Consider the following 12,655-nt stretch of genomic DNA (forward strand, 5'->3'; position numbering starts at 1 on the left):
AAATGCCCCTGTGCGCCCTTCTGCGCCGGTTTCTGTTCCATAGGGGTTGTTTCCCCGCTGTGCCGAAACGCCGCCGGTTTGCCCGTCCTGGACGGCAAAATTGCCTATTTCTCCGTAGCTTTGCGCTTCTCCTTCTGCTTCTGCTCCATAAACTTCGCGAATTCCAGACAAGATGTTTTGAGGCGCTTCTCTTCCTCCGGCGTCAATTCCGGTTCGTTGGTTGCCCCGTAATACGCCCGAATCTCCCGGTCTATCTTCTGCCGTATTTCCTCTGACAAGGGCCTGTTGGTTTTCTCCGCCATTTAAGTGCGCCGCCTTTCCATCTTCTAAAAATAAATTATGTAACGTGTTCCACGAATTGTTAATGGCGTCGGGCTCAAAAAACATGGCCGCAAAACTTTCGTCTAAGGTGCCGCCGTTTTCTTTAAGATTTCCGCTGACATAGCCGGCAAACTCTTCATAGAATTTCGCGTAATCAGTAGCAAAGTCAAAATTATCTTTAAAATAAAACTTTACAATTCTAGCATAAATATCCTGAAACGCTTCACTCTGAAAATTGATGTTTCCGCTCTCCGCAATGCTGTCATAGAACGCCTGGGACTCTGCTGCGTGGCGCTCTTTGCCGACATGGTACATTTCATGCCCGACAATCTGACCGGTCGAAAGCGTGCTGTCTGCGTCGTTCCGGACAAGGATGCTGCCGTCCTTCAGCGTCGAGGCCTGTCCTCTCTGCGTCACAACGCGTCCGTTCCGCTCGCTCTCTGCCGCGCCGTCCGTGATCGTGCTTGCAATCCCCAACTCGTCAAAGCCCGACTTGATCTCCTGCGACCGCGGCGTATATGCTTCCGGCGCCGTTTCCGTATACCGGTATGTAACGTCCCCGACCGTCCGCTCCTTCGGACCGGCCGCAGCGCGCCCTTCTGTCTCTATCATATTCCCGTTTCCGGGATTTGTAAAGGCCGTGTTTTCTGCCGGCGGAACGCTCGTGTCCGGCGTCACCTGTTCCATTATCTGTCTGGCACATCTTGACTTTAACCGCATTGAGAAACTGGTATCCTCCGGCGTATTCTCCTCCAAGGCGTATACGAACCGCAGCCTGATGCATTCATCGATGGCAGTCTACTGGCAGAAATACCTGTTATTCCGCAGTGCTTCGCCGCACAGACCGTTGTATGGCTCTTCTTTTGTATCGATCTTCACCTTTTCTCCCGGCACAAGGAGCTCCGGATATCTGTGGTCATTCTTCCTTGACGGCTTTTTTAATGTCTTTACGCTCTGTCTGCCCAGTCTTTTGACGGCATCCGTCATCCTCAAATCGCTGCGTTCGTATTCCTTTCGTTACAGATCGCGAAAAACACCATCCCTTCCATAGTGGGCGTCATGCTTCTTGAATGCGTTTTATTCTGCCGTTCCTCTTTCGCCGTATGCCCTGTGCTGTGCGGGCGGCAGAATCTTTCGAGCAACAACCTCCAGACATTCCCGTCCTCCTGCGCACACAATCGTTTTACGCTGAACAGGTCCCCCCTACCGCCTGCTTACCATACTTTTCCATGTCGCATTGCGTATGAAACGATTTTCCGCGCCTCTCGTGCACCATATTCATGGATAAGTTCCTTTTGTGGCATTTGTTTTATAGCAAAACGCTGTCGCGCTTTCGTTTGGAATTTTTTCTTTTTTAGAGTAAATTAAAATAATACATATTTTTTCAAATTTCTATTGAAATTTTGTGATATATTTGTTATTGTTATGATATAAAATCGGAGGGCAAAAATTGTTCTTTTTGCCCGTGAAAAATCAGAAGAAGGACTTGACAAAAGCCATACACGGACAGGTGACCTGCCAGTTGTCGGCAAAAATCGGGAGGTGGTAAAAAAACAGCATGGGAATCCATGTACAACAAAACATATAGAAGAATTGTTGAACTCGAAGATGACTAGGAAAGAAGTTGCAAAAGAGGCAAAGGCGTCTGTATTCGTCGTTTCAAGCGCGCGAAACAACGGCGAGGTTATTGATTGAAAAAATAGCAAATTTTAGAAATTGCTAAGAACCGCAGAAATGTACCGAATTGAGTGGCGACGTCACAACAGCGAAAAGTAGACCATTATTTACTGCATGAAGCTGACAAACATTTTCAACTTCAATACGGACTTCGAAATGTTGAAGTAGCGAAAGGCCGATTGAGCTTGGCGGCATCCGAAACCTTTTTGAAGCCACAGAACTTATTGTATCTTATCACTATGCCGCAGGGTCAAAAGGCAGCTGTCTGCCCTCTGTATAGCAAGAGTATGCTGTAAAAAATAAGCGCCTTCAGAAAGGCATCCTGCTCATATTTACGGGGCGTCTTGTTCTGTTGTAAAAGGTACAATAAAAGTCCGGCGAAGACAGATGTTCCCATTGAATCTGCATATCAAACTGACGGAATTGGCGGGACTTGTTTTCTTCAAGGTTCGCTGCCACGCTTTCGTAATCGTCAAACAGCGATGCCTGAGTATATTTATTTTGCATGACAACTTCCTCTCTTTCGGTAGTTTTTTGGATTTTCCGCCACAATTATACCGTGAAAATGGAGGAATGTCAGATTGTTTTATTGACAGAAAACCGCCTGATTGCAACATTTTGCGTTTTGCAATCGGCACCTCAACCAATAGTAAAGGAGGAAAAAGATGAAACCGAAACGAGTATGGGCTTTGGTAACGGCATTCCTAATGGTACTGTCTTTGTTTGCAGGCTGTAGTGGAGACTCTGGAATCATGAACACTTCTTCTATGGCTGAGAGCAGCAGTTCGTCTGAGAGCAGCAGTTCAGGAGCAGAAAGTTCTATGCAGGAATCATCTGGACTTGTAGAAATCGATTCCAGCCTTTCTGCGAATATCGTTGTCGGCGGCTGGCCGTCTGGTGATGATGCATTCGAAGCTGCTATGGCAGGCTTTAATGAAAAATATCCGAACATTAAGGTTGAACTTCAGTTTACAGATACGGCTGCCCATCATCAGAATCTGCAGACATCACTTGCGGCGGGCTCAGGCGCACAGGATGTACCAATGGTGGAGGGTGCATATGTTGCGCAGTATCGGAATTCTGCAGCGCTTTCAGATCTCAATCCATATGGCGCGCAATCGCTAGCCGATGATTTTGTAGCCTTCAAGTGGGATCAGTGCATTTCGGATGATGGGAAAGCCATGAGATTGCTCCCGTGGGATGTTGGTCCGACGACGCTTTTCTACCGGACGGATATTTTTGAACAGGCAGGACTTCCGACAGAGCCAAGTGAGGTGGATAAGCTGCTGAGCACATGGGACGGCGTGCTGGAGGCAGCAGAGGCAGTGCATGCGCTTGGAGCCAACAATTGGTTTATCGCAGATGGATCGTATCTGTACCAGCTCTTATTCCAGAACAGAGATTATTATAATGAAAAGCTGGAGCTTCAGATCGAGAGGGCGGGCGACATTGCGTGTCTAAACACGATTATCAAAATGCGCGAAAAAGGCCTCGACATGAATGTGGATATGTGGTCCACAGAAGCTTATGCAGCCTATGCGGATGGCGCGATTGCCTGTGTACCGGTCGGATGCTGGTTCGGCGGATTTCTGAAGAAGGACATCGATCCGGATGGCGCTGGACACTGGGGTGTTGCAAATCTTCCGGCAGGAACCATCGGAAAGAACTGGGGCGGATCGTTCCTAGTAATCCCAGAGCAGAGCCAGAATAAGGAGGCGGCCTGGGCATTCGTGTCTTATATGCTTGCAACGGTACAGGGACAGAACGCAATGTTTGAAGCAGTGGATTACTTCCCAGCATATCTTCCTGCATATGACGATCCATTATATGCCTATGAAGATCCTTATTTTGGAGGACAGAAAACACGTGAACTTTGGGCATCTCTTGCAGAAAATCTTGAGCCGGTATATACCACGCAGATGGATGTTACTGCGGAGGGGCAGATATTCACTTCTGTAAATCAGGGGCTTCAGGAAGGCAAGAGTGCAGAAGAAATCCGTGACCTGTTTGCACAGAACGTTGAAACTGCAACGAAGGAGTTGAAGGAACAACAGATTCAAACGCTGAAGGATGCAGGCGTCTGGGATGGGAATTAAAGCGTCCTACAGATTATTTTATGAAGAAGCAACGGTAGTCCTCTTGGAGGCTGGGCATACAGCCCGGCCTCCGTTTTAAATTAAGGGGGAAGAAATGATGCGCATAAAAAAAATCTGGAAAGAATATAAGGTGGCGTATGTATATATTGCACCTTTTTTTATTCTTTTTGCAATTTTTGGGCTGTTCCCAATTGTATACGGCTTCTATCTTAGCTTTTTTAGGTGGGATGGACTGTCTTCCATGCATTTTATTGGATTAGAGAATTATATCAATACATTTAAAGATGTCTTGTTCTGGAAAGCACTGAAAAACACGCTAGTGATCGGCATCATCGCACATATTCCAATCCTGCTTGGCGGATTGACACTCGCTTTTATCTTAAATTCCAAGCTGGTAAAAGGCGAGAATATTTTTAAAACCATCTATTTTATGCCTATGGTTACAAGTTCAGTCGCAATATCGATTGTATTCCAACAAATGTTTGGCAATAACTACGGCATCATTAACTGGCTCGTAACCTTGATCGGAGGAGAAAAAATAAATTGGTTGGGCGGAGACGGATCTTTCATTAAAGTGGCGGTTATTGTCATGTTTGCGTGGAAGTGGATTGGATGGAATATGGTGATTTATTTGGCTGGCATGCAGGGAATCAACAAGGACATCTATGAAGCTGCAGAAATTGATGGCGCGAATCAAAGACAAGTCTTATTTCGGATTTGCATTCCGCTTTTAAAACCGATCATTATTTTTACCATCATTCAATCTACGATCGGGATGTTTAATTTGTTTACAGAACCATTTATTTTAACCGGGCAGAACTGGCAAGGCGGCGTGAATAATGGCGGATTGACATTGATGACATATTTGCTGTCAAAAGCTCCGCAGGGAGGAAATCTTTATGGTTATGCATCTGCCGTGGCTTATTTGATCACAATTATGATTATCATCGTCTCTGTTTGCGTGACCAAGGGAACCGAAGACAAGAAAGATCCAGATCGGATTGCAGATAAGGCCGTACAACAGCAGAGAAAAGAAATGCGCAAGGCAGACCGGATGGCGAAGAAAGGAGAACGATTATGATGAACTTGCTCCTGATAATTGCTGCAATCACGATGGTACTGATCGTAATCGCAAAATTAGGTCTTAAGGGGAAAATGATCGTTCTTTATACCGTGTTGGTAATGGTTGCAATCATTATGCTCTTTCCGTTTTATGATATGTTTGTGATGTCAACGAGAACGACGCAGGAAATATTCTCCTTCCCTCCGTTCTTAATTTTTGGCAGTAATTTAAAAACAAATTTTATAAAAATGAATGATACTGTGAATTTCCTTTTGGCCTTCAGAAACAGTTGCATCATAACATTTTCATATGTGGCGCTTGTGCTGTTTTTCTGTTCCATTGCAGGATATGCATTTGCAGTGTACAACTTTCCTGGACGGTCCGTGCTGTTTGCAATTCTTCTTGGAACCATGATGATCCCGCCTACGGCAGGCATCATCCCCTGGTACATTATGATGAGCAGGTTTCGCTGGGTGGATACTATGCGGGCACTGATTATTCCAAATTGCGCCAATGCGTTTGGAATTTATTGGATGCGCCAGTATTGTAAAAATAATGTACCGACATCCCTGGTTGAGGCAGCAAGGATAGACGGATGCTCGGAATGGACCGTATTTTTTAGAATTGTGGCACCCATCCTTCTGCCTGCATATGCGTCGTTAGGGATCATGAACTTTGTAAATATTTGGAATGATTTTATGCAGCCCTTGATGATTCTAAAAAGCCCGAAGCTTCAGACCTTACCGTTGATGCTGCGGTCAATGGTAAGCGATCGAGGGACTGACTATGGCGCGATGATGCTGGCAAGCACGTGTGCCGTGCTGCCGCTGTTGGTGGCCTTTTTGTGTGCATCCAAGTATTTTATGTCGGGATTGACTGCGGGTGCGGTGAAAGAATAACAGGAGGCCGGAATAAGGAAGAAAGAGAACGTAAAGGAGGAATAACCGATGAGTTATCTGTTAAATGGCGATCGAATCCTGATGGGAACGGATTATTATCCGGAGCATTGGGACAAGATCATGTGGGCGGAGGATTTGGAACGCATGATAAAAATCGGGATCGAGGTCATTCGTGTTGCAGAATTTTCCTGGAACAAGTTTGAACCCAAAGAAGGAGAATATACATGGGGTTTCTTCGATGAGTTCTTGACGCTGTGCCAGGCGAAAGGCATGAAGGTTATTTTCTGCACTCCCACGGCAACCCCACCGGCATGGATGACGGATAAATATCCGGAAGTCTTGAACGCAAGGCAGGATGGCGTACTGTATCGGCATGGCGCGAGAAGGCATTATAATTATAATTCGCTTATCTATCAGCGATTCACAACAGAGCTTGTGGAGCGAATGGGGGCACACTATGCGGGACATCCTGCGATTATCGGTTGGCAGTTGGATAATGAGATTAACTGTGAGATCAATGAGTTCTATTCGGAGAGCGATGTCCTTGCCTTCCGTGAATTTCTGAAGAAGAAATACGGAAAAATTGAAAATCTTAATACGGCATGGGGAACTGCGTTTTGGAATCAGACTTATACGGCATGGGGGGAGGTTTATCTGCCGCGAACTACACTGAGCAATAGCACGAACCCGCACGAGGTGCTTGATTACAAACGGTTTGTTTCGGATAGTGCGTGCCGTTGGGCAAAGCTGCAGAGCGACATCCTGCGCAAATATTTGAAACCTGGCGATTTCATTACGACAAATGGATTGTTTGGGGACCTGGACAATCATCGCATGACGGAAGAGAGTTTGGATTTTATAACATATGATTCTTATCCGAATATGGCCTACGGCTTAAATTCGCATTTTGTGGAAATAAACGAACTCAAGGACCGTATGTGGAGTATGAATCTGGATGAAGTCCGCTCTTTACATGGAATCTATGGCATTATGGAACAACAGTCAGGGGCGAATGGCTGGAATACAGGGATGGAGTCCCCAACCCCAAGGCCGGGACAGATCACCCTGTGGACCATGCAGAGCATCGCACATGGCGCAGACTTTATCTGCTACTTCCGCTGGAGAACATGCACGATGGGGACGGAGATATATTGGCACGGAATTCTGGATTACAGCGGCCGTGACAATCGCCGAATCCGAGAAATTTCAGATATTCATAAGAAAATTAAGAAAATTTCAGAAGTTGCCGGTTCCCAATATGAGGCAAAGGTCGGTATTCTTGAGACGTACGACAACAAATTTGATGCAGAGCTTGATGTATGGCATGGAGCAGTAGAGAATGCTAGCAAAATAGGCTTGTACACGGCGTCTCAAATGACGCATACGCCGATTGCTTATGTGTATTTGCGAGAGAACACTACGGCGGAGGAACTGAGAAAGTATCAGGTTTTGTTCTATCCGCATGCTGTAATTCTGGATGACGAACAAGTGACCATTCTAAAAAGCTATGTTGAACAGGGCGGGACACTTGTGTTTGGATGCCGTGCAGGACTTAAAAATTTGAATGGCCGAGTGGTTCAGGACGCGCTTCCCGGAGCTGCTGCAAAGCTGGCAGGTGTAGAAGTTGCAGAATTCACAATGGTAGCGAATGAGGAGAGTCCGGTCTATGTGGATTGGGACGAAGACCGGATCGAAGCGGCAGTGTTCAACGATGAGCTGGTGCCTTTGGAAGGAACAAAAACACTCGGAACATATGCCAACAGCTATTACAAGGGCGTCCCTGCGCTGACAGCACATGCAGTCGGAAGCGGGCGCGTGCTGTATTTTGGAGGCGCCTTTACCAAAGAAACAGCCGAGATGTTTTTCCGAAAGCTGAAGGTCCTTTCACCATATTCAGATCAAGTGGAACTGCCGAAGGCGTGTGAGCTGTCAGTACGTACAAAGGGCGATGCACAGTATATGTTCATCTTGAATTACAGTAAGGAAGAGCAGAAGATTCAGCTCAAGAAGCCAATGAAGAATCTATATACCGGGGAAATGCTTCAGGGAGAAGTGCAATTGGCAAAATATGAAACAATGGTAGTAAAAGCATAAGACGCATCATTTATGCAGAGATAGGCAGTCTTCTTTGAGGACTACCTATTTCTGCTTGGTGCCTTTAGATAGTTATGGAAATAAGCCCTCGGTTCTATCGAGGGAAGAAAAAAGAGCGGAGCGAAAAACAGGGGGTCAATCCCAAATTCTGTGTAAACGCTGAATTGTGGTGAAAATAGAGCAAAATAATGTTAAGGCGGGAGCGGCGCAAGCTGCTGCCGCCTTGTCTATAAAATAACAGCGCTTCGAGGGTATGTCAAGGGCGGAGGCGTCAGCCTCCGTTCATCGGAGCGAGACCGTCCCCGAAGAACCCCTCTTCCTACCGCGATTTACAAATTCCGGCTCCGCTGCTGGCCGTTTTGGCCGAACACAAGAAGCGGCAACAAACCGATAAGCATTTTACAGATGATTATCGTGTGTGCGGCGGGATTGAATGCTTAATCGATACCATCATTGAAAACAAAAATACGCAGTTTGCACAGGCTGCAGGGCTTCCGCATATTCGCATCCACGATTTCAGGCATTCGCACGTTTCCCTGCTTGTAAACGAAGGGATCAATATTCAGGAAATTGCGCGCCGACCAGGCCACTCCGACATCAAAATAACGTGGAACACCTATTCCCACCTTTACCCGCGCGAAGAAGAACATGCGGTTGCCGTACTTGATAAAATCACAATTCCATAAAATTCGTGTAAAAATCGTGTAAGCATGAAAAAAAGCCGGTAAAAACCGGCTCTTTTTGCTATTTGGTGGAGATGAGGGGAGTCGAACCCCTGTCCGAAAATCACTTGCCAGGGCTTTCTACGAGCGTATCCGATGATTTATATTGTCCCGCACGCGCAGCGCCCATCGGCAGGCTCTGCGCATTGGCAGCCTTTACGTCATGACCGGGTCAAAGGCGTCGCCCGGTTCACGTTCACCGCTAATCTACGCCTTTATCCGAGCCGCGGTACTCCCGGTAAAGACGGCAGTCTAATTGTTAGGCTGCAACCGCCATTCTATAAGAATTTTGGTTGTAAGAAACATTTTTGTCGTTTAATTTTAAACGTGCGGGTGTTAAAGCGGTCCGCACCGCTGCTCGCTTACCAAGGCTCACAATCCCCGTCGAAACCATTACATCCCCTTATTTATCGGTTGTTTTTCATGGCGCGCTCAATGTCCCGTTTCGCAGCCCGCGCCGCCAGATCCTGCCGCTTGTCATAAAGCTTTTTGCCCTTGCACAGGCCGACCTGCACCTTGACCATCGAACCCTTGAAATACAGAGAAAGCGGAATCAGCGAATATCCGGCCTGTTTGACAAGGCCATACAGCCGAAGAATTTCCCGCCGGTGCATCAGCAGCCGCCGAACCCGCATAGGATCCCGGTTAAACACATTCCCGTGCTCATAGGGGCTGATGTGCATCCCGTTGATCAAAAGTTCTCCCTGCACAACCGAACACCAGGCATCCTTGAGGTTCACCTTTCCTGCGCGGAGCGATTTGACCTCTGTTCCGCAAAGTTCGATTCCGGCCTCCATGCTTTCCTCTACGAAATAGTCGTGGTAGGCTTTCTTATTTTGCGCAATCGTACGCATAGCCTGTTTTTCCAAAATAAAAAAGCCTCCTTCCGCATGATAGTTTCAGTATAGCATTCCCCACGCACGGCGTCAAGATTCCAGGGGCAGCCTATAATTCGCGCCGGCCTTCCATCGCGCGGGAAAGTGTGACTTCATCCGCATATTCCAGATCTCCGCCGACCGGAATTCCGTACGCCAGGCGCGTCACCTTGACGCCCATCGGCTTAATCAGGCGGGAAAGATACATCGCGGTAGCCTCCCCCTCAACTGTCGGGTTGGTCGCCATGATGATCTCCTTGACCGTATCGTCTTTCAGGCGCGCGAGCAGTTCATTCACGCAAAGCTGCTCCGGTCCGACTCCGCTTAAGGGAGAAATCACACCGTGCAGCACATGATAGGTTCCGTGATATTCATTGGTTCGTTCCAAAGCAAACACATCGCGCGGATCCTCCACCACACAAATCGTAGCGGCGTCGCGGGAAGGATTGCCGCATACCGGACAGAGCTCTTTATCGGTCAGGTTGCAGCAAACCGTACAGTAATGGATTTTTTCGTGTGCTTCCGTGATCGTCTGCGCAAAGGCTTCTGTCTCCTCTTTGGAAAGTCCCAGAATATAGTATGCCAGGCGCTGCGCACTTTTGTGTCCAACGCCGGGCATCCGTTCAAACTGTTCAATCAGACGCTCCAGAGGCGCCACATGATAAGCTCCCATCGCTTAGAACATCCCAGGAATATTCAGACCGCCCGAAAGCTTGCCCATCGTCTCGTCCCGGTCAGCCGCCGCCGCACGCAGCGCTTCGTTCACAGCCGCTGTTACCAGATCAGAGAGCATCTCAACATCCTCCGGATCGACAACCTCCGGCTCGATTTCGATGGATTTTACCTCCATCTTGCCGGTTACTGTCACGCGGACTGCGTTCCCGCCGGAAGCCGCAGTATATTCCTTTTGCTCCAGCTCCTCTTTTGCAGCATCCATGTTTTCCTGCAATTTCTGCGCCTGGCGCGCCAACTGCTGCAGATTGGAGGCGCCGCCTCCGCCGTATCCCTGCGGTAATCTTGCTTTCATAATTCTATTCCTCCTGCTTCTTGATGACCTCCACGCCGACTGCCTCCGCTTTCTTCAGCAACTCGTCGAGCGGGTCTTCCTCATTTTTTTCTTTGGATTCTCTTTTATACGGTCCGAGTTTATACACTCTGCCCGTTACCTGCCGGATTGCATCCCGCATTTTATCGCGCTGGGATGACTTCCGAAGCAATTCAAACGCAATGGACTGCGGTGCGTCAATCAAGACGTAATCGCCGCTGATATAGGCGGACGATCCATGAAACGCAGAAGCAATCGATTGCGAATATCCCTTTAGAATCTGCAAAATTTCCGGCCATTGTCCCAGCCGTTCCGCGCTGGCAATCAAATCGCCGGGCACTTTGGCAGGCGCCGGACGTGCCGGGCTCTTTTTCGGCGGCTCTATCGGAAACGGCTGCTCTTCCCGTACCGGCAGGCGCTCCGCGCCCGGTGTAGGCTGCACCGGTTCCGGCAGTGGATTTTGCGCCGGATTTTCCGCTTGCGGCGGTTTTGTTTTCGAAATCGGCGGGGCAACCGGTATTCCGCATTCCAACGCTTCAATTCGCCGGAGCAGCGCCTCGTTGGAGGTGTCGAGTTCCTTCGCACACAGCCGAATGAGCGACATTTCCAGTTCTACCCGCTTGTTTCCGCCGCGGTTCATCCGATCTACGGTCTCTTGCAAAACGTCCAGAGCATGCAAAATTCCAGCAAGCGTCGTCTGCGCCGCCTGCTCACGCAGTTTTTCCAGTTCGTCTTCGGTGACTGTCAGAATTTCTCCCGGCTTTTTCACCGTTTTCATGAGCATCAGCGCCCGAAAATGCGCACTGAGCTCTTCGCACAGCCGCGCCATATCCTTGGACGCATTGTGCAAATGATCCACGACCTCCATTGCAGCAGAGGCATCCTTCCGGAAAACACTATCCGCCAGCGCAAACAGGTGATCCCGGCCAACCAGCCCGACCGTTTTTCGTACGGTCTCTTCGGTCACGCAATCCGAAACACCGATGCACTGATCCAAAATGGAAAGCGCATCGCGCAGCGCGCCGTCCGCGAGCCGCGCAATCAGCATCGCCGCCGGCAGTTCCAGTTTCACGTGTTCCTGCTCAGCAATATACGTCAGACGATCCGCAATCTCTTTGGGCGGAATCCGCCGAAAGTCAAACCGCTGACAGCGCGAAAGAATGGTTGCCGGAAGTTTATGCACCTCGGTCGTCGCCAAAATAAAGATCACATGCGCAGGCGGTTCTTCGAGCGTCTTTAAAAGCGCATTGAATGCAGAGATCGAGAGCATATGCACTTCGTCAATGATATATACCCGGTATTTGGCATTTGCGGGTGTAAAATTCGCCTCTTCGCGCAGCATCCGGATATTATCCACGCCGTTGTTGCTCGCGGCATCGATCTCGACAATATCCAGAATGGATCCGCTGTCAATTCCGCGGCAAATTTCACACGCGCCGCACGGATCTCCATCCTGCGGAGAAAGGCAGTTGACTGCTTTGGAAAGAATTTTGGCGCAGGTTGTCTTGCCCGTTCCCCGCGATCCGGTGAACAGATAGGCATGAGAAATCCGGCCGGCTTTGAGTTCATTGCGGAGCGTCACTGTTACCTGCGGCTGTCCGACAACATCCTCAAATACGGTCGGTCTCCATTTTCTGTAAAGAACCTGATACACTTACGCCACCGCCCGATAAAAAAGCAAGGCCTACGCGCACCCTCGAATATACGGGCGGACAGGCGACCTGCATCGCGAAAAGCACTCCGCTTAATGCTGCTCGGTTCCCCGCCTGACATGGTTCACGGCGCTCTACCGTGCAGACCTGCCCGCCCGCATATCCCAAGGCACGCATCGGTGCCTTGCACGTCTGTCTTGCTAACGTTTTT

General features: G+C 48.7%; 10 protein-coding genes and 2 other RNA genes. 5 read left to right on the plus strand and 7 right to left on the minus strand.

Features of this window, described 5'->3' with window-relative positions; translation table 11 throughout:
- Positions 1 to 933 (minus strand): hypothetical protein (locus IAG03_RS06395; RefSeq protein WP_249319213.1); only part of this gene is annotated, 933 nt, incomplete at its 3' end.
- Positions 934 to 2,663: 1,730 nt separating this feature from the next.
- On the opposite strand from IAG03_RS06395, the gene IAG03_RS06400 reads away from it, so the two are divergent.
- From IAG03_RS06400 to IAG03_RS06420, 5 genes are all read left to right on the plus strand, one after another.
- On the plus strand, positions 2,664 to 4,094 hold the full coding sequence (locus IAG03_RS06400; protein WP_249319215.1) for an extracellular solute-binding protein: 1,431 nt from the start codon (positions 2,664 to 2,666) through the stop codon (positions 4,092 to 4,094).
- 94 nt (positions 4,095 to 4,188) lie between these two features.
- Positions 4,189 to 5,175 carry a carbohydrate ABC transporter permease gene (locus tag IAG03_RS06405; protein ID WP_249319217.1) on the plus strand — a complete coding sequence of 329 codons (987 nt, stop codon included), beginning with the start codon at positions 4,189 to 4,191 and terminating at the stop codon, positions 5,173 to 5,175.
- Positions 5,172 to 6,056, plus strand: coding sequence for a carbohydrate ABC transporter permease (locus tag IAG03_RS06410; RefSeq protein ID WP_249319219.1), 885 nt, complete (start codon positions 5,172 to 5,174; stop codon positions 6,054 to 6,056). Before IAG03_RS06405 ends, IAG03_RS06410 begins: the two co-directional genes overlap by 4 nt.
- A 48-nt stretch (positions 6,057 to 6,104) precedes the next feature.
- The gene (locus tag IAG03_RS06415) at positions 6,105 to 8,150 is read left to right on the plus strand and encodes a beta-galactosidase (protein ID WP_249319221.1); all 2,046 of its coding nucleotides are present in this window, start codon (positions 6,105 to 6,107) and stop codon (positions 8,148 to 8,150) included.
- A gap of 359 nt (positions 8,151 to 8,509) precedes the next feature.
- On the plus strand, positions 8,510 to 8,836 hold the full coding sequence (locus IAG03_RS06420) for a tyrosine-type recombinase/integrase (RefSeq protein ID WP_249319223.1): 327 nt from the start codon (positions 8,510 to 8,512) through the stop codon (positions 8,834 to 8,836).
- Positions 8,837 to 8,899: 63 nt separating this feature from the next.
- On the opposite strand, the gene ssrA is transcribed toward IAG03_RS06420, so the two are convergent.
- From ssrA to ffs, 6 genes are all read right to left on the minus strand, one after another.
- Positions 8,900 to 9,275: a transfer-messenger RNA gene (gene ssrA, locus IAG03_RS06425) on the minus strand.
- 4 nt (positions 9,276 to 9,279) lie between these two features.
- Positions 9,280 to 9,726 (minus strand): SsrA-binding protein SmpB, encoded by a 447-nt coding sequence (gene smpB, locus IAG03_RS06430; RefSeq protein ID WP_283243051.1) that lies wholly within the window; start codon positions 9,724 to 9,726, stop codon positions 9,280 to 9,282.
- A gap of 91 nt (positions 9,727 to 9,817) precedes the next feature.
- Positions 9,818 to 10,420 (minus strand): recombination mediator RecR, encoded by a 603-nt coding sequence (gene recR / locus IAG03_RS06435; RefSeq protein ID WP_249319227.1) that lies wholly within the window; start codon positions 10,418 to 10,420, stop codon positions 9,818 to 9,820.
- Between the two features lie 3 nt (positions 10,421 to 10,423).
- Positions 10,424 to 10,774 (minus strand): YbaB/EbfC family nucleoid-associated protein, encoded by a 351-nt coding sequence (locus IAG03_RS06440; RefSeq protein WP_249319229.1) that lies wholly within the window; start codon positions 10,772 to 10,774, stop codon positions 10,424 to 10,426.
- A 4-nt stretch (positions 10,775 to 10,778) separates the two neighbouring features.
- The gene (dnaX, locus tag IAG03_RS06445; RefSeq protein WP_249319231.1) at positions 10,779 to 12,446 is read right to left on the minus strand and encodes a DNA polymerase III subunit gamma/tau; all 1,668 of its coding nucleotides are present in this window, start codon (positions 12,444 to 12,446) and stop codon (positions 10,779 to 10,781) included.
- Between the two features lie 53 nt (positions 12,447 to 12,499).
- Positions 12,500 to 12,597: signal recognition particle sRNA small type (gene ffs / locus IAG03_RS06450), an RNA gene on the minus strand.
- Positions 12,598 to 12,655: the final 58 nt, after the last annotated feature.

The sequence above is a fragment of the Yeguia hominis genome (assembly GCF_014384705.1).
GTDB lineage: Bacteria > Bacillota > Clostridia > Oscillospirales > Acutalibacteraceae > Yeguia > Yeguia hominis.

Excerpts from the sequence above, each read along its gene's own strand:
- IAG03_RS06400 (WP_249319215.1), top strand. The coding sequence starts at position 2,664 with ATGAAACCGAAACGAGTATGGGCTTTGGTAACGGCATTCCTAATGGTA.
- IAG03_RS06405 (WP_249319217.1), top strand. The coding sequence starts at position 4,189 with ATGATGCGCATAAAAAAAATCTGGAAAGAATATAAGGTGGCGTATGTA.
- IAG03_RS06410 (WP_249319219.1), top strand. The coding sequence starts at position 5,172 with ATGATGAACTTGCTCCTGATAATTGCTGCAATCACGATGGTACTGATC.
- IAG03_RS06415 (WP_249319221.1), top strand. The coding sequence starts at position 6,105 with ATGAGTTATCTGTTAAATGGCGATCGAATCCTGATGGGAACGGATTAT.
- smpB (WP_283243051.1), bottom strand. The coding sequence starts at position 9,726 with ATGCGTACGATTGCGCAAAATAAGAAAGCCTACCACGACTATTTCGTA.
- recR (WP_249319227.1), bottom strand. The coding sequence starts at position 10,420 with ATGGGAGCTTATCATGTGGCGCCTCTGGAGCGTCTGATTGAACAGTTT.
- IAG03_RS06440 (WP_249319229.1), bottom strand. The coding sequence starts at position 10,774 with ATGAAAGCAAGATTACCGCAGGGATACGGCGGAGGCGGCGCCTCCAAT.